This is a genomic window from Dyadobacter chenwenxiniae (assembly GCF_022869785.1).
Classification (GTDB): Bacteria; Bacteroidota; Bacteroidia; order Cytophagales; family Spirosomataceae; genus Dyadobacter; species Dyadobacter chenwenxiniae.
In genome coordinates, this window is the sequence record NZ_CP094997.1 from 886,940 (window position 1) to 908,851 (window position 21,912).

Consider the following 21,912-nt stretch of genomic DNA (forward strand, 5'->3'; position numbering starts at 1 on the left):
GTCTTTTAAATCCAGGCGTAGCAGTGATATAAAAGTAAAGCCCGCTGTTTCTTTTGAATACCAGACGCTTAGACTGTAAAAGGTAATTCATACTCTTTGCTGATCAACTTGGAGCTCCTGGTTTTTACTTCAATTTTTGTTTTTAGGGTGTCGCCTACGATCAGAAAGTTTTTGATAAACAGGTCTTCATGAGCCATCCAGGAGTAATCCGCTAACAAAAATTCTGTGACTCCCGCTTTTGTAGCCTGATAGGCCCAGCGCTCGGTGATAACCGGTTCAAAGTTGATGGCGTTTCCCATATACAACACTTGTATTCCGGGGAGCGATTCCTTTCCCAGTTCCGTACAGCTGTTTACGGTGATGATTAACCAGGAGCCATCTTCCAGATCTTTTACGGCCCATTGATCCATTAGTGTTGTTACGTTTGACATTTTGCTTTGAAATTTAAGGTGGATAATCTGGTAATCTGAGGCCTTCGACTTTAAAGTCAAGCAGCGATACAAACGTAGGAAGGATCACAAGCAGCAACAATTTTCGGGCGTATACAAAAGGTAAGTGACCTTGGAAATCAAGTATACAAAAGGTAAACAAATACACTTTGCATTGCTTGTATCCTCTTTAAATGTCGCTGGCAGTATATCTACAAAACGCCTGAGAATGTAAGCTTTATCAGTATTGTCAATGGAATCCAGGAGATGGCAAAAGATGAAAAAGTCACCATGCCGGCAGACTTTGAGGCAGTAACCAACATTGTGGACAATGACCCGGAACAGACAAGCCGAAATGCGTCATTATAAATTCATTCAAACCAATCCCTCATCATGCTTGATTTTTTAAAATTTTTAAAATGGCTGCTTAAAACCCTGTTTTGGCTCATCGGAGGGTTGATAAAAGCGATATTTGGCCTTGACCAAGAAGCTGAGGAGATTAAATTTAATGGTAAGGTGATCACGGACAAAAGTTTCCAGATACTCAACAACGCTTTTGCAAAAGATTCAACTACTGCGTATTACAAAGATTACGCGTTCAGCTATGCTGACGTGCCAACATTTGAGGCTCTGGATGAACATTATGCGAAAGATAAAAACCGAGCTTATTATTGTGATGAGTACCGGGAAGGACAAAACTATTATTTGACTAAAAAACAAAGGGTAGTTACAATTCATAATGCAGATTTACAGACTTTCATCAGTCTGGGAAATGGTTATGCAAAAGACAAATCAACTGCTTTTTTCGACGGGATTGCTTTTAATGTAAAACAGGTTTCCTCGCTGGTTAGTATCAACTCATATTTTACCAAAGACCATGTATCTGCTTATCTGAACCGGCTACCCGTTGCCGGCAGTCAGGGGAAAACATTCGAGCTTTTAGAAGAGAATTTTGCGAAAGATGCGTTGAACATTTACTATTATGGCTATACAGGTGAGGGGCATCCCGACGAGGAGCGGCATAGTATCTGCATTATACCTTGTGAAAGGGCTTCATTTAAGATCCTCGATTATCGTTATTCCAAAGACGATCACCATGTTTTTTTTCTTGGATTTACTTTAAAAGGAGCTGACAGCAAATCCTTTGAAATACTAACAGAAGGCTATGCAAAAGACAAATACAAAGTTTTTTTTCAGCAGAAAAAGGTCGAAGGCGCTGATCCTGAAACACTTGAAGTTTATGTGGAAAATGGGCAATACGGGCATGATTTCAATTTTGCCCATGACCGATCTTCCGTTTTTATGGACGACAAAAAGTTAAAAATTGCGGACGTAGCCACATTTAAAGTGTTAGGTGAAAACTACGGCAGTGACAGCAAACATGTGTTTTATAAAACCGAGATTGTCAAAAATGCTGATCCTGCTACTTTTACAGTTTACCCACACGACTTCGGAAATGCAGATTCCGAAGATGCAACGCACAAATTTCACGAAGGGACAAAAGTGGAAGATTAGTAATCATTCGTAAGCAGTCAGCTCCAGCAAAGTGATTACACAATATGGTATTGCAACCATTCCATATACCACTGATCTTCCAAATGATGACATAATTTACGATAACCCGGGAGTTATTCTCGAAGCATTCTCCGCACCATACCCAGCAATCCTCGGCGAAGTAACACAATCGCACGCTAACTTTCCACACAAAGACGCGATCTACTATCCAGAGGCTTTTCCAGTTTCAGACTTTCATTGAGAAGATCAATTGTGATTGGCTAGGAAAGCGAAAAATTGCGTTTTTTTTAAACCAAAGAGAGGAATTCATGCAGCGCTTCAACCGATTCGACAGTCAAGGGGTCAATCAATGATGTAGGATCTTCATCTTTAATGAGGCCAATGAGGAGCATAGCTATCTTTTGGGGTATTATATTTGGTCTGAAAGTTAGGATAAATCTTGGATGGTTTTCTTAAACCACACTAACCTAAGATGGAAGGCTACTGCGGGAAGTCTCTTAAATTTGGCTGCCTTGACATACTGACGCGCCATGACAGCTACAATATGTAGTTGCCCCAGTTGGTAGAATTACCGTAACGTTTGTCTTCATTGGGAAGATTACTTAAAATCAGGTCTTCCCGCTCACGAATACCATTATTATAAAAATACTTATACAAGTTCGTGCAGCCAGGTAACAACCGTGGGGGGGTGCCCAAATAAGGCTGTCATAGGTTCTTTTTCAAGGGCGGCTTATACGCTTCTTTACCGGAAACCTCAATCCCCACGCCTCAATTAGTTCAGCCAGGGCATCATGATCCAGATTTAGAAAAAAGTCTCCAAAATCATTTTTTCGGCCGGCCCAGGAATCAACCCAATGATCTGCTTATATTCACGATGTCTGTGATGTAAATTAACAAATCTTTCGGCATTCATCATTTAGAGCTAGCCCGCTGCTACCTGACTTGGTTGCAAAGCCAGCGGATACGAGCAGCAACATTGTCAAGTGATATCAGAATCTCAAAAACCCAGAGACAGAGCAGCTGCTTAGGGTGGCTTATAATGCACCAGCAGGCGATTGACCCGGCCGGTTAAAATCAGAAAGCCCTCGAATGGACATCGATGGGCTTTCTGTCGGGATTACTTTTCTCGTTATTAGTGGCGGCTGGCCCGCGGGTTTCTGGGGTGGGCAGCTCAGAATGGCATCCCGATGTTGGCTGTCACGTAGGCGTACGACTTGGTATCGACCAGGCTGCTACCAATCAGTTTGTACTGCTTTCTTTGGGTCACGTAGCCATCCGCGTCCAGAACGTAATTGTAATAATCTCCGTCGAGTGAACCCTGCTCGGTTACGAGCGTGGCCAGGTGCTTACTCGGCTTACCGAAAATCGGCAGGTAAGCATCGTGTTCGTTCACCCCTAGCACGTTCAAAGGATATTTATCGTTCATGATCGGGTCGCCTCCTGCCGGAGTGTAGCCAATTTTTGTATCATCACTGCTTCCTATTCCTGTAGATTTACTCACCGAGGTCACATCGCCGTCAGCATTGTAACCATAACTGAATCCACCGACGCAGCTGTTTTTATTTTGGAAATTCCATAACTGACCTTTTGCATTGTAGTTAAACTTCCACTCCCTGAGGTAAGTTAAAGGAACATTGTTGTTGACAACGGTAATGACTTCTGCTGATTCCTTGCAGCGCCCGCTGGCATCCAGCGTAAAGGTTTCATCCCGGAGTTTGACCTTTCCCTGATGCGTAAACGCTCTGATCTTACCGGGGCTGTAGGTGTAGTCGGTCTGGATAGCCAGACCGCCACGTACGGGGGTGGTCACATTCATGAGTCGGCCATCGTTGTCGTAAGTCAGGGTTGCCTCACCATGTTTAGTGAGCTTGTGCACCTGGGGAAAGTTAGGTGAGTCAATATCACTTCCGATCCGTGCTGTGGCTGCCGAGGCTGCGTCAGTCGGCATGGGATCCACCGGGTTGTCATTCTGGCAGGCAAAGGAGCCAATTGCAAGGGCAATAAAAAGGGTACTTTTAAAAAAATGTGTTTTGTTTAACATGGCTTTGTTGGATTTAAAAAAATATTTTTTTGTTCGTTTTTGCCTACTCGATTTCAGGTTTTCGGCGTACCCTGCTTTATTGTGATACAACAATGGTTTTGAATAATAAATATGCTTCCGAAGTCCAATTTGAATGTGTCCCGGAAGACGATACAAACGTAGGCCGGATTAAAACTGCCGGCAATTTTTGGGTGTATACAAAAGGTTTCCGATGAGAAATTTATAGTGTACAAAAGGTGTACAATAGCCGGAAAGAGCCGGAATGATGCCTAAGGGCCTAATATTCCAATACATTTCCAAAATGCACTTTTTTGTATGGATACCATTTTAATGGCAGCAAACCGAGCGGCGATGTGCCTGGTTGGGAGTTAGATAGCCGACGGACGTATGTGGCCGAAAAGTTTTATAGGCATGAATGGCTTTCGCAATGCTGGCCTGCGCTGATGAAAAAGAGAAAAAGCCGGTCAATCTAAAATCCTCCGCCCGGCGGCCCGGTTTTAAAGTGCGAAAGACACGTTCCGCCATGGCGTTTTCGTCGCCGGGCGATGGTGGATCAGTGGCTGCTCAGAATTTGTTCTGGATAAGAGTGCCATTTCCAAAGCCTGCAACAATCCCTGCGCCTGCATGGTTTTGTACAGGTGCCAGCGGCACAGGCCGCCCTGCGACGCTGTCGGCGGGTTCGAAAGCGGCCCGTCATTCGTAATCCAAATACTCAATCAACAGCTTGAAATGATACTAAACAAAAGCTCCAAAAAAATTTCAGTGCCTTTGATTACTATTTAAACAAGTTTACTTTCTGTTAACAAGGCTTTCGTGCGACAAAGCTCTACAAGATTTTGATTACCACTTGAGATACGCTTCAATTAATGAAAGACCACAGATGTGTTGCTATAAACCCAACGAATTAGTGCCTATATCTTTTTCATGCTCATAATTGAGACCGGAAAAAGCGGCTCACAATTATTGCAATCTGAACAGCTAGATTTCCCACCACCGACAAAATCAATGCTATCATTGTCAACAATTTCGTTTTCCGTCAAGATTTTCTTGAATGTTGAATCAATACAAACGGACAAAGGACGTCCGGCCCAGTAGACAGTGTACAAAGTAGGCTCGCCTTTCTCAAAGACGATTTTGCCTTTTTCATTGAGAATTACTTCTGGTTCACTGTCACAACCGCAATTCCTCATTTTAGGCTCTTGGTCTTTCTTGCAACCCCATAGGCATAAAAGCCCAAAGTATATAATTATGCTGGTTCGCGTTTTCATTTTGCTCAGATTTATTGACTTGAATCCCTTATTACTTTGGGGCCCCTACGGAAAATTAGTGCTGGACTTGTATCTGCTTCATAATTTTAGATTCTCCACTACCAATATGAAGAAAGTAAGTTCCGTTAGGCAACTTTTCAGTATCGAAATTTATTTTGTTTTGAGTAAACGATTTTCTAGATAGGATGTTTGCCTTCTTCGAATATGATTCGACTAAATTCATGTCTGCAATTACAACCGCTTCGATTGAGAAGTCATTAGATGCTGGATTAGGATACACTACGGTGCGATAGAAACTGCTATAATTGTAAAGGGAAAAGGTAACCTTACAAGTGTTATTGTTATTGATAGTGCGCGGTATGCTTAGTGGCGTAGGAAGATGTAGCGGAGTGTTTAAGTATTGCGTTCTAACCGCAATACCATTTCCACCGTTGTTAGGAAACACCCCGTAACCTTGAACTAGTCCACCGTCGCTTCCTTCTAGTTGCGGCCCACTTATCCAAATGTTTAAGAACTTTGTTTTATCCCATCCGTTCTTGCCTCCGGTGGAAGTAGACATAATTTCATTACTGCTTGTCAAAAATTTATCTTTCGTTGTTTGCGTTCGGGTAAGTCCCGTTGTTGCATTTCCATTAATGTCCCGATTGGCTAGATAGAAACTGTATTTTAGGGTTCCCCGCATATATTTGGAAGGCCGCGGGTGTGTCATTTCGATCCGGGTTAGTTCGGCTGAAATCTTCATTAATAATACTTAAAAGGTCGCAAAGCTGCGCATCCGAGACGTTTTGATCCGAGGTTTTCCACACGACATGAAACACAACAGGTATTAGGATATACTGATCACTGGCGGAAATTGAGGTAGTCCGAGAATTTTATTGTCCACAAGCTGCCCCATAATTTGGTTATAGGCTTCCACTCGTTTAACTTCTTCGGGAGACGCTTTGACTCGATGAAACGATGAGCCGCACATCATATTTGCTTTTTGGCCAAAAAGGGAGAGGATACGGGTACAATAATGTGGAATTGGCAATTGATAAGCTGGAAAAACATGTCTTCAACTACACCCGGGAAATTGACTTTTTTAACTACAATCCATATGAAATCACGCCATACACTCTTGAAAAGGATCTTTGTGATTGAAGACCTGATTTACCTTTCCCACCAAATTCAAGATGGTTCCGTATCGCTAGTCATGAAGTAGTATGCTCCATATTGAGCTTTCACTGGCTTTTTGGCAGACGCGACACCTTTGTAACTCTAGTCAGGTTTCTTTCGGTATGTTTGGCACGGAATACATATTTCTCCGCATCAAGTGGAATATAGTCTCTGCAAAGCTGATCGATCATAAATTGATGAGGGCACTGGCAATCGCATTAAACTCCTTAATAAGTGCCACTCAACGCCTGATAAAGTTCCCCTGAATTGTGATAAATACAAAAATTGTAAACAACAAAATTTCTAAAATTTGTCTTATATATAAAGTATATTTACATATAAAAGTTGTTTATCTTAAAAACGACTTTTATGCTATCACATTTCCTATCGTTCGCATGGCGCCGGATCTGGCGTGAAAAACACGTAAACATTATTCGCGCCGCAAACCTCAGCATTGGGCTCGCCAGCGGCCTGGTAATTTTTCTGGTGGTCAATTACATGCTGACCTTTGACCGGTATCATCCGCATGTCGACCGTTCATATTGGGTAGTAACAGATGTTCACCGGGAATCGACGAAGCAGACCGATGCCGCGCCGAGACCATTGGCCGATGTTTTGCGCCGGAGTTACCCGTTTGTTGAAAGTGCTGTGCGACTGGAAACCCTTTTTGGCCGGATGATCAGCGTCCCTAATGGCAAGGGGGGATGGGCGAAAAAATTTAATGAAGCTCGGAATATGTGTTTTACCGAGCCCCAGTACTTTGATCTTTTCGGGGTGGAATGGGTCAGTGGAAACCCTGAAACCGCGCTATCGTCACCAAACGCCATCGTCCTTAGCGAGCGATATGCCGAAAAATACTTCAATACAACCGCCGCGATGGGAAAAACGCTTCGGTTTGATAGCCGTGTTGATCTCACAGTAACCGGTATTATTAAAAATCCGCCGACAAACACGCAACTGCGTTATGACGGGCTCATTTCCTACGCTACCATTCCGGTAATCGAATCGCAGGCCGGAATGCAGGATTGGCTGGGGCTTCAGAGCATGTGTTTTGTGCTCATGCGTGATGGTTCAAAGACAGACCAGCTGCTTGGCGCCTTGCGTGCCATCAAAAAGAAGTATTTGCCGCCAGCCGAATCGAGCCACTTTTCGTACCATATTCTTCCACTGGAAGAGCTGAACCACCAGCGTAGCGGAATGGCTCCCAGGGTTGTACTGTATTCTTTGATCGCGGTTGGTCTTTTACTGGTAGGAGCTTCCTGCATTAATTATATCAATCTGGCCACTGCACAGGCGTTACAACGTTCGCGGGAAGTTGGCGTCCGAAAGGTTGTTGGAAGTAACCGGTTTCAGCTGCTCAAACAATTCATGATCGAAACCGGACTGATCACCCTATTTTCAGTGCTAGTGGCACTTGTGCTGACACAGCTTGCGATGCCCTTTGTGAACCAGACTCTTAATGATCAGGACGAAACACTTAAACCGTCCATTTCAATTTTGGACCTCCTGGAACCTGGCGCATTACTTTGGTTTTTGCCGCTATTAATCGGCGTCACGTTGCTTTCCGGATTTTATCCGGCGATAGTCCTTTCTGGTTTCAATCCCGCCAAAGCGCTGGCTGGCCGTTTGGACCGCGGCGCCGGTGGGCTGAACATCCGTAGGACACTCATTACAGGTCAATTCCTTCTTACCCAATTATTCCTGATTGTCGTTTTGGTTATAACTGCGCAGCTGCGCCATATGCAAAAAATAGATTGGGGCTTCCATAACGAAGGGATGCTCGCTATATGGCTTCCCCAGCAGGTGCCAGCCCAATATGAAAGGCTGAGGAATGGGTGGCAACGCATACCAGGAGTTGAATCGGTTACCTTCGCAAGCGATCCACCGGCATCACCGTACAATCGTCCCGCATCTTTTAGTTATCACACGGCAAGCGAACCGGAGCAATTCGAAACGCGGGTCAGGGCGGTCGATGGGAAATACCTGGCGGTATTTGGGCTAACACTTGTCGCGGGCCGCAACTTCGATGCAGCCGACACAACCGGGCAACGAGTGCTTGTGAACGAAACTATGGTAAAAAGACTGGGCCTTTCTTCACCAGCCCAGATAATCGGCAAGCGAATGCGCATCAAAGATGCGGACCGTACCATTGTGGGGGTAGTGAAAGATTTCCGAAGTGGTGATTCGCATTCTCCGATAGTCCCCGTTACCTTAATCCATGATCGAAAACACACGGCGATGGCAGTGCTTTCTTTCACCTCACGTCAACAGAACCTGCCAGAAAAAGCGGTACAAACTATTTGGGAACAAGTTATGCCCGATCATCTGTACAAATCTTCGTCGGTCGACAGGCTCATGAAGTCATTCACCAAAATGGAAGATCTATTGGCCGGGTTCGTGCAGATTTTTGCCTGCATTGCCATTGCCATGAACTGTCTTGGTCTGTATGGTCTGGTCACTTTTATGGCCGAAACCCGTGCGAAAGAGATTGGTATGCGTCGGATACTTGGCGCACGTACTGCACAAATGTTGTGGATTTTTGGAAAGGAGTTCAGTAGATTAATGGCGATTGGTTTTGTATTGGCCGCGCCGCTCGGCTGGTGGCTGACTTCTGGCTGGCTGCAGCAGTATGCGCATCGGATCCATGTGAACGGCTGGATATTACTCGCGACTATTGCGCTAATGGCCATTATTACGACCGCAACGGTGCTCGGTCATGCACTGAAAGCCGCTGTTGCCAACCCTGTGAGACATCTGAGGGTGCAATAACAAGTGAAGTACTAACGTCTTGGCTCAGCACCCCGAATCTTTGAAATTCTTGAAGACTTGGCTGTCGATTGCAGAAACGCAGGAATCTCAAAATGAGCGTGGCCAGTTGATACTGCTGACTAAAATACGTTCGGATTGAGTAACAATAATGGCTGCTGCAAATAGGAGTTGTGCAACACCCGCGAGGATTTGTGAAATTATTTTAAATTGTGTTCAATCAGTGAGCCGTGGTATCTTTGGACATGCATGACACCAATCCATGAATCAATAATGCGCTTACTGACTGTGAGCTGCACATGCAGCATGCGAGTGTGGGTCAAGCCAATTTGCTTAATTTACTAACAAGCAATTATCTGAGGGCGCATACTCCGAAAAATGTTGTTTTCTCGGAGTGCACCAGATTCTGACAATTCTCTGTGGTGTAACATACACTTATTGCAGTGGCACCAGGCCGATCACTGTTGGCCGGAATCTTCTCTCGCCGAGTAAATCAACTTGTCGTCTTCTATGCGAACATCCCCTTCCAAAATGAAAGGGGATGCAGTCGGCTTTTCAGATTTAAACAAGTTGTTAATCCATGAAGTTACTTTCCTGATCATTTATTTAAAGCCGGAGGGGCCAGCTCTTTAATATTCCCTGACCATTCCAAAATTATCAATGACCGCAGGTCCCATGCCGTTGCCGTGGGCTGTGATGGCTACGCCGCCTCCATCTAATTGCACCCAGCAGCCATTTTCATTTTTTTTGACCGAATAGCCTCCAAGAACCGCCGTTTGACCAATTGCATACACCGAGCCATTACCTCCGGCTGCTATGTCCCTGCCAAATGCGCCGGTATCTTCCATATATGTTCCGTTCGATTTCAGGATTTTATTGGCATTATCAATGGCCCAGGCAACACCTGTTGAAGATACCGCGATGCGTACCGCGCCCTTCCCGGGCAATTGGTTCCACTGGTTGTTTTTCCAGTATTTGATCGCAAAACCGCCAGGGGCGGGTACTGTGCTGATAATATGTACTGTGCCGGTAGTCCCAACGGCAATGTCGAGTGCGCTGCCTGTCAGCTTTTGCCACTTGGAATCAATGCTCATTTTATAAATTTCCCCTTTGTTATTTACAATCCATGGCAGGCCGTCTGGGCCTACGGCTATCCGGAGAGCTCCTCCCGGAACCGGCAGGAATTGATGTGTCACATAGTTATACCTGTTGATTGCATATCCTCCGCTGGCTGGTGTCTTACTGATCGTCCACAACCATTGAGTCTTGCCCGACGATGCTGCGATATCTGTGGCCTGAGTGGGATAATATTTCCAGGTATGTTGCGGATACATGGTTGCCACTGCTTTCATGTCGTATTTACTAAACCCTTTCCAATTGCTTACCGACGAGTTCATCACCGAATAACTATCCATAATGGGTGTGTCGCAAACCTGAACCTCAAGGAAACCTGAGAGTTTGTCTGTGTGGGTGAGGCCGATTGCGTGACCCAGCTCGTGGGCAATAGCAAGCCGTTTTTTAGATAAGGGCATGATGCTCTCGGCATTGTAATAAACATTGACTTCCATGCCGCCACCTATTGTTCCGTCCGCGTTCGGCAGACATTGGCGCGCTACCCAGTTTGGCGATCCATCGGGATTGGGAAAACCATACTGGGCAGTTATCCGGATGTCAGCCTCATCAAGATTGGTTGTTTGGTGAAAATGCACCTTTGTGTTAGGTATCTCATTCCAATCTTTCATTGCCAGGATGGCAGGTTCATACCAGTCCGTGTAAACGCCCCAGGCGAAGTGAACCTTTATGTCTTTCACAACTTCGTCTTTAAGCGTCCACAAGAGTTGCCGCTGGTTCACCCTTGATCCCTTATCGGCATTAAGATAACCTTCGGCACTGCTTCTTGAAACTTTAATGTCACCGTCGATGGTGAATGTCTTTTCATTCAGATCGTAAACGACTTTATCAACAGGTGCGCCGGTAACGCTGGCCAAAACATTGCTGAGCGCTTGCAACTGCGGATCATTGCCCGTCTGCTGGGAAACGGATGGGTCCGAGGCGATGTCCGGGTCTTTACAGCTTTGAAAGAATATAAGCAAAGCGAAGAGCAGCATTGCCCGGGAAATGATTAATGATGATCTGGAAATTCGAATTAACAATAGATTTTTCATGGCGTTGATTAATAAATGGATAAAATACTGATTGATTAAACCCTGCCTCAGAACCAGGGAAATCCTTTTCTGGGAAGGCAATGCAAACGTAGGGTTGATCAAAACCAACAGCAATTTTTTTAGGTGTACAAAAGGTAGATCAGCCGGGCTCCCGACCGTATACAAAAGGTAACCAATCTGCGTCCACTCTTGATATACCGACGAATTGGAGCCGAAAACTCTGGTCATGATGTTTGCAGCCGCATTGACAACCAAGCCACCGGCAATTCAACATTCTTCAAAAAAAATTAATTGGTATTCAAAAGAGATCTTTTTTAAAGACTCTGAAAAAGATATCGCCTGGTTTCAGAACCGGTTATCAGATCCATCTTCTTTGAAATCGGGGGGGCGCTGTGGCTCAAATTGGGCAGGCCATTGAAAACGGTTTGCCGAATGTTTTCGAGGATACCATTTTCTGGATCAGGTTTAACGTAGGCCTATTCCAGGCCTTCGTGATTAGTTGCACATTTGAGCGCAAAATTTCTCGCTAAGCTGTAATAGCCTACATTTTAATTGATAATATGTCTCATATAGCGTCCGAAATCTGCGGCGGATCTGGATGAGTAGGCGAGGGGGCGCAGTCTTACGGCAGCTTGAGGTGGATCCAAAAAGCGGTACACATTTCCGGATCTGGAAATTTTACAGTAACCAATATTAGCGGTGCTTCTTATACTTGGGTGGTAAGTGGGACACTTTCTATTGTATCAGGACAAGGCACTAGCATTGTCAATTTCAACCGAAACGAGATGTCCGTAATTTCTGAATTGTGGTGATCCGTGGCTCCGAGTTCTCCACCTAGGTGAAAGCAACAGTAATTTCTTAATCTATGACTCGGTCTACAAATTAGGATTCTTTTTTACATCATCATTGTTACTGCACGTTTTACCTATCTTGCTTTTAACTACCAGTAAGATATCTAAATGCTTTCCTCTTTATAGCTCGATGAACTTTTTCCAATTCATTTATAAAATTTTTGTGTTGAGCTTCCGGATAGTTCATAGAATCTCGCCTATTTTCAAGCAAATAGATCTGTGGAAAATGACTAGAAAAACAATTGCAGTTCGGGATGCTTGCTAATTTACCCTATATGAGGTAGTATCAAATTCACCCAGCCTAAAATATCCCAATACTTCTTCGTTAGAATCATTGACATTAGTACAGTTTCCTTTTAACGGAACGGGGATAGTTGGAAAAGGCCCGCCTTCATCACTTCCAGATTGCTGAATCAATATGTTTAAATAGTCATAATATCGTTTTGAAATACCATACACATTAATTCCTACAGTTACTCCGGCAACATTGTTTTCATTATCGTTCTCAATATAATTTTCGTTGCCATCTGAAAATTTATCGCTAATAACTGCAAGAGACGGCAGTGGTGGATTAGACGGGGTAAATTCTCCTAAATAATAATTTTTAACAGCTCCGGGGTCGTCAAAAAATACCTGAAGCACAATTTCCTTGTCACCATCAGAACCTTCAATCTTTTGTTCAACCCGATTAATAACAGGTGCTGCAATTAAGGTTTCGGTTGCCGTGTAGGAGTTGCCGTTGTAAAGGATTTTCAAAGTGTACGATGCGTTTAATTCCGGGACAAAATCGGTTGCAGTGTAACTACCATTATTCTGGTCGGCAAACACAAATACCGACCCGTCGTTTTCTTTGGTTACTGTTACTGAAGCACCCGTAACAGGAACATCTGGATTCTTATCAAAAAAAGCAGTTGATTTTCTTAGATTAATGGTTTGTGTTTTTCCCGTAGTACCTTTTTGCCACTTAATAGACGCATCAACCACCAATCGTGCCCCGCCGTTTGGGACATTAACGTCGATGACATCGGTACAAGAATTTAAAAGTCCTATTAATAGAAGGAGTGCCCCTAACTTGCCGTATATATTCATGTTTTTCATTGTTTTAAAAATTAAAATTGTATGTTACTGAAGGCACGATACCAAATATGGAAGTACGAGTGGCTTCAGATACACCTGTCTGGTGATTTTGACCAAAAGAAATAGAGGCTGCATTACTTCGGTTATAAGCGTTGTATATGCCAAATACCCATTCTCCCTGCCATTTTCTATCTTTATTTTTTCGAGGTGTTAAGGTTGCAGAAAGGTCTAGTCTGTGGTAGGCCGGCAATCGGTCTGCATTCCTTTCGGAATAAGTCGCCACGGATAATCCGTTGTATATAAACTGTCCGTTAGGATAGGTAACAGGTCGTCCTGTCTGGAATACCATATTCGCCCCAAATCGCCATTTTTCGTTGAGTTTGTAACTTCCGGTAAACTCAAAGTCGTGGGTTCTGTCCCAGTTAGAGTTATACCATTTCCCGTTGTTAATACCTGCTCCGCCGGCTGCTCCTCCGGGTGTGCGCTGTTGCGATTTTGACAACGTATATGACACCCAGCCTGTAAAATCGCCTTGGTTTTTCCGCAATAGAAACTCTAATCCATAAGCTCGGGCTTCACCAGTCAAAATTTCGGTTTCAATGGTGTTTTGTGCTATAAGCTCTGCGCCGTTAATATAATCTATCCTGTTGTCGATCGTTTTGTAATAGGCTTCGGCTTCGATCGAAAACATATTTTCGTTTAAATTTCTGAAATAGCCGACAGCATATTGGTCTGCCATTTGTGGTTCAATAAACTTTCCGCTAGGTGCCCAAACATCTAATGGCGTGGCTGATGAGGTATTGGAAATTAGATGCAGGTATTGAGCAACCCGGTTATAACTTGCTTTAAAAGAAGAGTTCTCATTAAGCTGATATGAAAGTGCAAACCGAGGCTCTAAATTATTGAATGTAGCTATGCTTTTCCCCTTACCGTAATTGGTACTGGAAATGGGTTCGGCACGCTCATAGATTCCTAATTCTTCGTTGTAAATGACTGGTAAATTATTGGCGTAATTATTTAATGGTTGCTTTCCCAGCCGATTAAAGTAACTAAGACGCAACCCATATTCAGCGGTGAGTTTTCCAGAAATCTTATGTTCTAAACTTGCATAAACCCCAGCTTCAAAAGCAAATTTATCGTCCAATTTCTCCGGATTAACACCCGAAGTTGCATTCAAAGGGTTGAGCCTGCCCGGATTAAAGTTGTAATAAATGCCATTTACTCCAAAGTCAAATTTTAATTTATCGCTTGCATAATACCCAAAGTCATAGCGCATATTATAATTGCTTATATCTGAGGTCCAATCAATTCCTTCAATGGGAATTTCCAGATTATAATTATAACGACTGTATATTAAGGATACATTGGAGAATAACTTGTTATTAAAAATATGATTCCATCGCAAGTTTCCTGAGAGGTTTCCGTATGAATTAGTGAACAAGCCTGCCAGGTTAAAGTTATCATTCCCTAGATAACCAGATAGATATAGTTTATTCTTCTCATTAATTTCATAATTCGTTTTCAGATTCAAATCGTAAAATCCGGCTCTACTACTCTCCTTGGCCAAGGCTAAAAATATATTTACATAAGAAGCTCGACCAGCGATAAGAAACGAGCCTTTGTCCTTAAACATTGGCCCTTCCGCCGCCAAGCGACTGGAAATAGCACCAATACCGCCAGTGAGTTCAAATGCTTTACTATTTCCGTCTTTTTGACGTATATCCAGTACAGAAGAAGCCCGCCCTCCAAAACGTGCAGGAATGCCTCCCTTATAAAGTTTAACATCCTTAATGGCATCAGCATTAAATACTGAGAAGAAACCAAACAAATGGGAGGCGTTGTAAATAATTGCTTCATCCAAAAGAATTAGATTTTGGTCTTCTGCACCACCGCGTACATTGAAGCCCGATGCGCCTTCGCCGGCGTTGGTAACACCTGGCAGCAATTGAATGGACTTGATCAAATCTACCTCACCCAACACGACAGGCATCTGTTTGATATCCTTAGTTGAGAGTCTTGCCACACTCATTTGCGGTGTTTGAAGGTCAACTTTCTTTGATTCTTCAGCTGTGATGACTACTTCATCTAATTGAGCGTCATCTTCTTTAAGCTCAATGTTGAGCTTTTGATTAGAGTTAAGGTCTATTGCCCTTTCAAAAGTTGTAAATCCTAAATAGGAAATGGTTAAGGTATAATTACCTTCAGGTGCTGTGATAGAATAAAAACCATATTCATTGGTCGTGCTTCCAATGGAAGTACCTTTTAAAAGGACAGTTGCCCCCGAGAGTGTTTCACCGTTGCCAACATCCTTGACTACACCACTAATTGTATATTTTGTTTGTGCAAAAAGGAATACTGGGCACAACATCATCACCGTAAATAAGGCCTGTCTTTTTCTTGACCTAAGGGGTTTTAATTGACTTGTTTTTTTCATAATGTTTACAAAGAGGTTATTTATGTGTTGTTTAAAATTTCATCTACCCCACAAGCAATCGCCCTTCTCAGATGCGAGATGGTTCATGAATTTGTAGATCCTTTGAAAAAGAAGGTAAGGCACAAGCAAACGATAAGCGCTATACGCTTGCTTAGATTCTAGTTGTCGTTAATGTGAGGCTTGGCTTCGACAGCACGACTGTTTTCAAAGGCCATTACGGGTTGTCAGGAAAAATAGTGGGGTGAATGCTAAAAATTTTTCCTCTCTCAAAAAAATATAGAATCACACCCCACCTTTGCATGTTACCTTCCGTAAGGGGAAGAAGATGATGTTAAATCTAATTACCATTGCTATTTAGAAGGAAAGCTCTCTTTGATGAACAGGATCTGTCAAGCATTTTGGATGCCTGTAAGGATGGCAATGCTCAGGCCCAACGATGTCTGATCCGACAATTTGCAGGATATGCCAAAAGCATTTCGCTTCGATATGCAGCTACCTTTGAGGAAGCGGAAGAGATTGTCAATGACTGCTTTTTAAAAGTGTTTAATAATTTACATAGCTATGACAAAGCTCAACCTTTCAAAGCATGGTTTCGAACAATTGCTATTAATACGGCCATTGACCATTACCGAAAGAATCTCAAATGGCAGGGACAGCTTAGTCTGGATGATCTGGAAGTCGCGGACTGGAGTGATGACATTTTAAGCGAAATATCTGCCCAAGAAATATTGATAATGGTTCAACGCCTCCCACCCGCATATAGAATGGTTTTCACACTGTTTGTAATTGATGGGTATTCACATAAAGAAATAGCTAACATGCTTGGTATCCAGGAAGGAACATCAAAATCTAACCTGAGGGATGCCAGACGAAAGTTGCAGACAATGATAAAACTAAACTTTCCGCATTTGTATCAACTTTATAACTGGCCTAATAAGGGATTTAATGAAAACTGAGCAATTTGACGACGAATTCCGGAAAAAGTTATTGGGTCTAGATCCAAGCGATGAAGAAGTCGATCGGATATATAATTATGTCTCTTCGAATGGCAATAGTATGCCCCATTTTTCATGGACTAAAATCCTGATTTACGGGTTGGGCGCTTCGTTATTGGTCGGCTCTCTAACCTTCAATTATGTTCAAAATCTTACCAATAAAAAACTCTTATCCTCCCTGGATTCTTTAAAAAGCAGAATCACTTCTATCGAACTAAATTCTACTAAAAAAACAAGTCTACGTGTCGACACCGTATACATTGACCGATATATTGAAAAAACCATTGCAGCTCAAAATCGTCAGGAGTTGCTTTATACCAGGCAGAGTCCTCATAACGAAATTCAGCAGCCAATTAATAATCCGCTTACGGATGAATCAGTAAAGAATCCAAACTTCAGACCAGCAGATTCATCTGGCATGGTACCGAACCAAATGGCTGGTACTACTGCGAAATCCATTGCTCAGAATAATGCTTCTGGCGCAGAATTAAATGCCAGCAGATCAGATAATTCCGTAGTTAGGAAAGGATCCTCCGAAACAACTGGCAACGACAATAATCCGGCAAACAAGGCAGCGTATACAAATAAAGATGATTTTCCCAAAGCTGGTAAGCCAATAATTAATAGCCGTATTGGCAACATTCATCTTTCATTTTCGGAGTTAAAACTACCGGTTTTAAAGACGCCGGAAAAATCATCTTCTGCTAGCAAAGACAAACCCAAATATTACTCCGAATCAATGAAGTCGGTTCTTAAAAAGATGGATTATTATGTGGGTGGAAGCCTTGGCGCAGGTAACAGACAGGTGGAAGGCTCACTTCTTGGAGAGCTGCGGATCACTCCCAAATGGAGTTTTCAAACCGGTGCCCGCTGGAAAGAGATCACCGGCGACAGTTACGACACTGCCGAGCAGTTTGGTCAAGAGACCGGCCAGGATTTTCGGACTTTATATGCGCCCTATGTAGCTCAAAATGTTGATTTGTTAAATATTGAACAAAATTACCAGCTCGTTCAAATTCCCTTAACCATTGCATATCATCACGAGATACGTCCGAATTGGGGCCTAAGTTTCGGAGTAGGAACCGATCTTACAGTTTACTCCCTAAAAGACATCCATTTCAATTATAAGAAAGACAGTCAATCCTTTGATAAAGGAGAATACAATGCAAAATTAGCCATAAAGCCTTTTAACGATATTACAATAAACCTGGGTCTGGAGCGTCGCTCGAACAAGTTCCTGTTTAGGGTAAGTCCTTACGTTAGTCCTCAATTACGTAAAACAGAATTTTCCAACAAAGATCTTTTGTGGGGTGCCAGGGTGCAGGTTTTGTATAAATTTAATAGATGACTTTTAACGAACTATAACCCAAGCTGCCCAATCCGCTCCCGACAAAGCCGTTCCGTCAAATCCCTCAACAACGCCACACGACTCCCCAAATACTCCAACTCCCCTTTCTCAATCTTGTAATTCCTATTATACCTGGCATCAATATACGCCTTTTTGAGAAGTACAAACAGCCGCTTTTCTTCCTCCGTGGTCATCGGAAAAACAGTAGTAAATTCTGCATGCTGTTTAATAACCTGATTCCCAAGAATCTCAATGTCATGGATTCTCGGCTTATAGTCTGTGAAAACAAGCAGAACAGCTGCGTAGTATCGTTCCGTAGCTTGATGAAGTAAAAAGGCCGCTTCCTTGTACCACGTTTTTTCAATCTGGATATACGCAGTTTCCAAAAACCGGCTGGCTCCCTCAAACCAATGCTCAAATTCCTCAGTAGATTTCTCGACCCGTTGCGCCGGATTTAGATCTTTCGGCTCAGATAAGGTGAATTTCCCAGAATCAAAAAGCATGATTCCTTCTTTCAATATATCTACGAAAAAGTAGTAATTCCGTTCGATCTTGTCATTCACGAAACCAATGCTGTGGTAGATAATGCTCGTCCTGGTGATGTCCTCATTCGCCATCAGTTCTTCTTCCAGCTCACGCGATTTCTTGACTTGTTTGGCGGAATTTTTGTCTTTGGTGACAATCAGAATGTCAAAATCACTTACATACTCATACTTCTCCTGGTAATCCTCGACCCAGTCACCCCGCGCATAGCTGCCGAAGAGAATGATCATTTCAGCCTGGACTTTGTCTAGTACTATTTGGGTGAGTGCTTTTAGCTGGTCTTGCTTGTTTTGCGGGAGGTGAGAGAGGGAAGTTTTCATTCGTGTGTGGGGGTTTTTGAAATTTTGGTAAGATACAAAAGTCTGTAAACATACCAGTAACGGGCAACTTTCCCGTTTCTTTTTTGAGTAATTGTGCACTGCCCCCAAAAAGTTAGACACTTCTTGGGGGCTTTTTTATGGGCAAAAACAGAAAACACAGTGTAGCTTTCAGGCTAAAGGTCGTTAAAGCCTATCTAGCCGGTGATGGTATCAATGAATTATCCAGACGCTTTAAGATTGCTAAATCCAGTGTGCAAAAATGGATTGGACATTATAAGCAAGGCGGGGGTTCAAGCCTTTTGCCGCAATACGGGCACAATTACACAAAAGAATTTAAGCAACAAGTCGTGCATGCTTATCAGAACCAGGGCTTATCTTTGAATGAGTGCTGCTTCAAATTTAAAATACCCAGCATGAGTACTTTACATGTCTGGATCAGGCAGTATGAGCAGTTTGGTATAGATGGTTTTATCACGGCCCGTGGCAGGCCCAGGTCTATGAAAAACAAACCCAAGATCATTAAAACATACGGTCCATTGACCCGATTGGAGGAGCTCGAAAACGAGAACCTGCGCCTGAGGGCAGAGAATGACTTGCTAAAAAAGCTGGATGCCTTAATCCGCGAGAAGGAAGCTGCGCAAAAGAAAAAGCGTTGACAATCCATGGGTTAAGGCAGAAATACCCGCTTGAATTGCTTTTGGACCTCTTTGAAATACCCAGAAGTAATTTCTACTACCATATTAAAAATAGCGCTGCCGACAGCAAGTATAAAGACGCGCGAAGGCAGATCAGGCAAGTTTATGATCGGCATAAGGGAAGGTTCGGCTACCGTCGCATTACAATGACTATCCGTAAGATGGGCAGCAACATCAACCATAAAACGGTCTTAAAGCTGATGAAGGCCATGGACCTTAAATCGCTGGTCCGCGCCAAAAAGTACCGCTCTTACAAAGGTCAGACAGGCAAGGTAGCGCCCAACATCCTCAACAGGGATTTTAAATCTATAAAGCCATCACAGAAATGGGCAACGGATGTCTCTGAGTTCAGGGTGAAAGACAAAAAACTTTTTCTATCTCCTATTATTGATCTCTTTAATGGAGAAATCATCAGTTATAGCCTATCTGAATCGGCTAATTTCAAACAAGTCACACAAATGCTCAAAACCGCATTTAAAAAGATAAATAAGCCAGAAAGCCTGGTGCTACATTCGGATCAGGGATGACAAATGAATATGAGTGAATATCAAAAAATGCTCAAATCAAAAGGCATTACCCAAAGTATGTCCAGAAAAGGCAATTGCCTGGACAACGCTATTATTGAAAACTTTTTTGGAACAATTAAATCGGAATTGTTCTACCTGAACAAATATCAAAGCATTGATGAGCTCAAAAAAGACATCAAAGATTACATTCACTATTACAACAAAGATAGGATCAGGCTTAATTTAAATGGAATGAGCCCGGCTCAATACCGGGCTCATCACACTAATCGTTAAATCTTAACTCGTCCAACTTTTGGGGTTCAGTCCATTGTAGCAGCCTTTTCTATGATGTCAAATTTTCCGGAATAGCGTGTCTTTGGGTCTGTAAAATGATTAGAAGGTGAAATATAATAGGCATTTGATCCGGGCTTGATAGACCCATATATCGCATTAAGCCATTGGAATTTATGTAGATCGTTCAAGTCCCCTAATCCGATAAATCTCATTTTCAAAGGGTAAGCTACATAATAGTAAATATGACCGCCAGGAAACCACTTATGTGCAACCATCGGATCGCCTTCGGACATTCTTTTATTTGCAATATCATCCTTGCGAATCTTGTCGAAAGCAGGTAGCAGTTCATCCCAGCCATGCAAATCAAGTGTCGGGTCATTTAGGCCGGTCTCGGGAGAAGCCTTATCTGAGATGGTGCCCGGAAAAAAGTAGATAAGCAAAGGGCCAGCAACACAGACAAAGCTGGCAATCAAAACAGCAGCTTTTAAAAAACGATACGCTTTTTTTGAATATTGATTCAGGCTGAAATCAATGTAAACCGCTGCAATAATCATCAATCCCAGAAATCCAGGCCCGCTCCAATGAGGTAGCGTACTTCTGAATAGGGAAACCAGACTTGTTGCGAAAATGATCGGAACACTGCACCATAACAACAATTGGACAGCGTCGCTTGCTATAAACTTTTTTCTTTTTGCATATGCTGTAAGGCAAACGACATAAATAACGAATTGCACAGGATTCGAATAGAGGATCTGGCCGATTGTTGTCACCAGGAACGATTTGAAATGAATGCCCTCGTCAACTGTAACTCTTTCGCTGTGAAATTTCCAGGTGATAAAATCGTTGCTGATATTCCAGTAGAGAATGGGGGAGATAAGAAGAAGTGTAATTGCTATTCCCAGATATAAAAACGGGTTTTTCAGTAAAGAGCGGCGATGAAAAATAATGAAACCTATAAAGCCAAGCCAAAGAAAAATACCATGGACTTTGCACATCATTGCTAAGCCGATCCATATACCAACTAGTAAAATACGATTGTTTTGGTTTGCATTTTCTGGTGCGGTAACGATCTTGACCATTTCATGCAGCGCCACCAACCAAAACATAAGCTGTACCGAATCGGGCAAAATAAAAAGCCCGGAAATAAGACTAGTATAGATTGAGGCATTATAGAGAATGGAAGCGAAAATGCCTGCTCTTTCATTGGCTATCCGCTGTGTGCATTTAGCAATAAGCCATGTATTTATTGCAGCTCCAAAAATTGCTGGCAAACGCATTGACAGATCACTAATCCAGGTCAGGTTTAACGTAGTAAGCCGAATAAAAAGTCCGACTAACGGAGGATGATCAAAGTGGTTCCAGTCGGGTTGTACTGCGTAAGTAAAGTAATAAACTTCATCATTGCCAAGATTAAGAAAAGTGGCTAATAGAATGCGTATCAGTGCCGTAAAGACAATAATTTGAGTTAATGGATTGAATGACGACGCTATTTGTGCCACTAATAGACAGAA

21 protein-coding genes are annotated in these 21,912 nt (G+C 42.9%); 11 read left to right on the forward strand and 10 right to left on the reverse strand.

Features of this window, described 5'->3' with window-relative positions; all coding sequences use genetic code 11:
- Positions 1-68: 68 nt before the first annotated feature.
- A complete protein-coding gene (locus MUK70_RS03700) occupies positions 69-431 on the reverse strand; it encodes a hypothetical protein (RefSeq protein ID WP_234658896.1) in 363 nt (120 codons plus the stop codon).
- A gap of 390 nt (positions 432-821) precedes the next feature.
- Here MUK70_RS03700 and MUK70_RS03705 point away from each other — a divergent pair, with 390 nt between their 5' ends.
- A complete protein-coding gene (locus MUK70_RS03705) occupies positions 822-1,943 on the forward strand; it encodes a DKNYY domain-containing protein (protein WP_234658898.1) in 1,122 nt (373 codons plus the stop codon).
- A gap of 1,171 nt (positions 1,944-3,114) precedes the next feature.
- Here MUK70_RS03705 and MUK70_RS03710 read toward each other — a convergent pair.
- Positions 3,115-3,984 (reverse strand): DUF4595 domain-containing protein, encoded by an 870-nt coding sequence (locus MUK70_RS03710; protein WP_244784666.1) that lies wholly within the window; start codon positions 3,982-3,984, stop codon positions 3,115-3,117.
- A 327-nt stretch (positions 3,985-4,311) separates the two neighbouring features.
- The gene (locus MUK70_RS31060) at positions 4,312-4,509 is read right to left on the reverse strand and encodes an integrase core domain-containing protein (RefSeq protein WP_374759753.1); all 198 of its coding nucleotides are present in this window, start codon (positions 4,507-4,509) and stop codon (positions 4,312-4,314) included.
- On the opposite strand from MUK70_RS31060, the gene MUK70_RS31065 reads away from it, so the two are divergent.
- Positions 4,508-4,687, forward strand: a complete 180-nt coding sequence (locus MUK70_RS31065) for a hypothetical protein (protein WP_374759752.1) — start codon at positions 4,508-4,510, stop codon at positions 4,685-4,687. The genes MUK70_RS31060 and MUK70_RS31065 overlap by 2 nt on opposite strands.
- A gap of 208 nt (positions 4,688-4,895) precedes the next feature.
- On the opposite strand, the gene MUK70_RS03720 is transcribed toward MUK70_RS31065, so the two are convergent.
- The gene (locus MUK70_RS03720) at positions 4,896-5,252 is read right to left on the reverse strand and encodes a hypothetical protein (protein ID WP_234658920.1); all 357 of its coding nucleotides are present in this window, start codon (positions 5,250-5,252) and stop codon (positions 4,896-4,898) included.
- A 55-nt stretch (positions 5,253-5,307) separates the two neighbouring features.
- Positions 5,308-5,961 carry a T9SS type A sorting domain-containing protein gene (locus MUK70_RS03725; protein ID WP_234658919.1) on the reverse strand — a complete coding sequence of 218 codons (654 nt, stop codon included), beginning with the start codon at positions 5,959-5,961 and terminating at the stop codon, positions 5,308-5,310.
- A gap of 248 nt (positions 5,962-6,209) precedes the next feature.
- Here MUK70_RS03725 and MUK70_RS03730 point away from each other — a divergent pair, with 248 nt between their 5' ends.
- Both MUK70_RS03730 and MUK70_RS03735 read left to right on the forward strand, forming a co-directional pair.
- Positions 6,210-6,392 carry a hypothetical protein gene (locus tag MUK70_RS03730; RefSeq protein WP_234658918.1) on the forward strand — a complete coding sequence of 61 codons (183 nt, stop codon included), beginning with the start codon at positions 6,210-6,212 and terminating at the stop codon, positions 6,390-6,392.
- A gap of 384 nt (positions 6,393-6,776) precedes the next feature.
- On the forward strand, positions 6,777-9,176 hold the full coding sequence (locus tag MUK70_RS03735) for an ABC transporter permease (protein ID WP_234658917.1): 2,400 nt from the start codon (positions 6,777-6,779) through the stop codon (positions 9,174-9,176).
- Between the two features lie 626 nt (positions 9,177-9,802).
- Here MUK70_RS03735 and MUK70_RS03740 read toward each other — a convergent pair.
- A complete protein-coding gene (locus tag MUK70_RS03740; RefSeq protein WP_234658916.1) occupies positions 9,803-11,566 on the reverse strand; it encodes a hypothetical protein in 1,764 nt (587 codons plus the stop codon).
- Between MUK70_RS03740 and MUK70_RS03745 the strand changes: the two genes are divergently transcribed.
- Together MUK70_RS03745 and MUK70_RS31070 are read left to right on the forward strand one after the other, a co-directional pair.
- Complete coding sequence (locus MUK70_RS03745) at positions 11,565-11,756, forward strand: hypothetical protein (RefSeq protein WP_234658915.1); 192 nt, start codon at positions 11,565-11,567, stop codon at positions 11,754-11,756. The two genes, MUK70_RS03740 and MUK70_RS03745, sit on opposite strands and share 2 nt — an antisense overlap.
- Positions 11,757-11,970: 214 nt before the next feature.
- Positions 11,971-12,150: a PKD-like domain-containing protein gene (locus tag MUK70_RS31070; protein ID WP_374759751.1), complete on the forward strand. Its 180-nt coding sequence runs from the start codon at positions 11,971-11,973 to the stop codon at positions 12,148-12,150.
- A 300-nt stretch (positions 12,151-12,450) separates the two neighbouring features.
- Here MUK70_RS31070 and MUK70_RS03750 read toward each other — a convergent pair whose 3' ends face one another.
- Complete coding sequence (locus MUK70_RS03750) at positions 12,451-13,278, reverse strand: DUF4249 family protein (protein ID WP_234658913.1); 828 nt, start codon at positions 13,276-13,278, stop codon at positions 12,451-12,453.
- 13 nt (positions 13,279-13,291) lie between these two features.
- Positions 13,292-15,700: a TonB-dependent receptor gene (locus MUK70_RS03755; protein WP_234658911.1), complete on the reverse strand. Its 2,409-nt coding sequence runs from the start codon at positions 15,698-15,700 to the stop codon at positions 13,292-13,294.
- A 347-nt stretch (positions 15,701-16,047) separates the two neighbouring features.
- Between MUK70_RS03755 and MUK70_RS03760 the strand changes: the two genes are divergently transcribed.
- Together MUK70_RS03760 and MUK70_RS03765 are read left to right on the forward strand one after the other, a co-directional pair.
- Positions 16,048-16,656 (forward strand): RNA polymerase sigma factor, encoded by a 609-nt coding sequence (locus MUK70_RS03760; protein ID WP_234658909.1) that lies wholly within the window; start codon positions 16,048-16,050, stop codon positions 16,654-16,656.
- Entirely contained in the window at positions 16,646-18,043 is a 1,398-nt protein-coding gene (locus tag MUK70_RS03765; RefSeq protein WP_234658907.1) for a hypothetical protein, read from the forward strand. Before MUK70_RS03760 ends, MUK70_RS03765 begins: the two co-directional genes overlap by 11 nt.
- A gap of 11 nt (positions 18,044-18,054) precedes the next feature.
- On the opposite strand, the gene MUK70_RS03770 is transcribed toward MUK70_RS03765, so the two are convergent.
- Positions 18,055-18,906: a HEPN domain-containing protein gene (locus MUK70_RS03770; RefSeq protein ID WP_234658905.1), complete on the reverse strand. Its 852-nt coding sequence runs from the start codon at positions 18,904-18,906 to the stop codon at positions 18,055-18,057.
- A gap of 137 nt (positions 18,907-19,043) precedes the next feature.
- Between MUK70_RS03770 and MUK70_RS03775 the strand changes: the two genes are divergently transcribed.
- Genes MUK70_RS03775 through MUK70_RS03785 form a run of 3 tightly spaced genes read left to right on the forward strand, consistent with a single transcriptional unit; the run spans position 19,044 to position 20,401 of the window.
- Complete coding sequence (locus MUK70_RS03775) at positions 19,044-19,562, forward strand: helix-turn-helix domain-containing protein (protein WP_234658927.1); 519 nt, start codon at positions 19,044-19,046, stop codon at positions 19,560-19,562.
- Complete coding sequence (locus MUK70_RS03780) at positions 19,559-20,128, forward strand: IS3 family transposase (RefSeq protein WP_244784668.1); 570 nt, start codon at positions 19,559-19,561, stop codon at positions 20,126-20,128. The genes MUK70_RS03775 and MUK70_RS03780 overlap by 4 nt, the downstream gene beginning before the upstream one ends.
- A 9-nt stretch (positions 20,129-20,137) precedes the next feature.
- Entirely contained in the window at positions 20,138-20,401 is a 264-nt protein-coding gene (locus tag MUK70_RS03785; protein ID WP_244784670.1) for an IS3 family transposase, read from the forward strand.
- Positions 20,402-20,427: 26 nt separating this feature from the next.
- Here MUK70_RS03785 and MUK70_RS03790 read toward each other — a convergent pair whose 3' ends face one another.
- Positions 20,428-21,900: a glycosyltransferase family 39 protein gene (locus MUK70_RS03790; RefSeq protein WP_234658770.1), complete on the reverse strand. Its 1,473-nt coding sequence runs from the start codon at positions 21,898-21,900 to the stop codon at positions 20,428-20,430.
- Between the last annotated feature and the right edge of the window lie 12 nt (positions 21,901-21,912).

Excerpts from the sequence above, each read along its gene's own strand:
- MUK70_RS03750 (WP_234658913.1), bottom strand. The coding sequence starts at position 13,278 with ATGAATATATACGGCAAGTTAGGGGCACTCCTTCTATTAATAGGACTT.
- MUK70_RS03770 (WP_234658905.1), bottom strand. The coding sequence starts at position 18,906 with ATGAAAACTTCCCTCTCTCACCTCCCGCAAAACAAGCAAGACCAGCTA.
- MUK70_RS03735 (WP_234658917.1), top strand. The coding sequence starts at position 6,777 with ATGCTATCACATTTCCTATCGTTCGCATGGCGCCGGATCTGGCGTGAA.
- MUK70_RS03775 (WP_234658927.1), top strand. The coding sequence starts at position 19,044 with ATGGGCAAAAACAGAAAACACAGTGTAGCTTTCAGGCTAAAGGTCGTT.
- MUK70_RS03700 (WP_234658896.1), bottom strand. The coding sequence starts at position 431 with ATGTCAAACGTAACAACACTAATGGATCAATGGGCCGTAAAAGATCTG.
- MUK70_RS31065 (WP_374759752.1), top strand. The coding sequence starts at position 4,508 with ATGGCGTTTTCGTCGCCGGGCGATGGTGGATCAGTGGCTGCTCAGAAT.
- MUK70_RS03740 (WP_234658916.1), bottom strand. The coding sequence starts at position 11,566 with ATGACCAGAGTTTTCGGCTCCAATTCGTCGGTATATCAAGAGTGGACG.
- MUK70_RS03765 (WP_234658907.1), top strand. The coding sequence starts at position 16,646 with ATGAAAACTGAGCAATTTGACGACGAATTCCGGAAAAAGTTATTGGGT.
- MUK70_RS03720 (WP_234658920.1), bottom strand. The coding sequence starts at position 5,252 with ATGAAAACGCGAACCAGCATAATTATATACTTTGGGCTTTTATGCCTA.
- MUK70_RS03785 (WP_244784670.1), top strand. The coding sequence starts at position 20,138 with ATGAGTGAATATCAAAAAATGCTCAAATCAAAAGGCATTACCCAAAGT.
- MUK70_RS03705 (WP_234658898.1), top strand. The coding sequence starts at position 822 with ATGCTTGATTTTTTAAAATTTTTAAAATGGCTGCTTAAAACCCTGTTT.
- MUK70_RS03755 (WP_234658911.1), bottom strand. The coding sequence starts at position 15,700 with ATGAAAAAAACAAGTCAATTAAAACCCCTTAGGTCAAGAAAAAGACAG.
- MUK70_RS03745 (WP_234658915.1), top strand. The coding sequence starts at position 11,565 with ATGATGTTTGCAGCCGCATTGACAACCAAGCCACCGGCAATTCAACAT.
- MUK70_RS03725 (WP_234658919.1), bottom strand. The coding sequence starts at position 5,961 with ATGACACACCCGCGGCCTTCCAAATATATGCGGGGAACCCTAAAATAC.
- MUK70_RS03730 (WP_234658918.1), top strand. The coding sequence starts at position 6,210 with ATGAGCCGCACATCATATTTGCTTTTTGGCCAAAAAGGGAGAGGATAC.
- MUK70_RS03710 (WP_244784666.1), bottom strand. The coding sequence starts at position 3,984 with ATGTTAAACAAAACACATTTTTTTAAAAGTACCCTTTTTATTGCCCTT.
- MUK70_RS31060 (WP_374759753.1), bottom strand. The coding sequence starts at position 4,509 with ATGGCGGAACGTGTCTTTCGCACTTTAAAACCGGGCCGCCGGGCGGAG.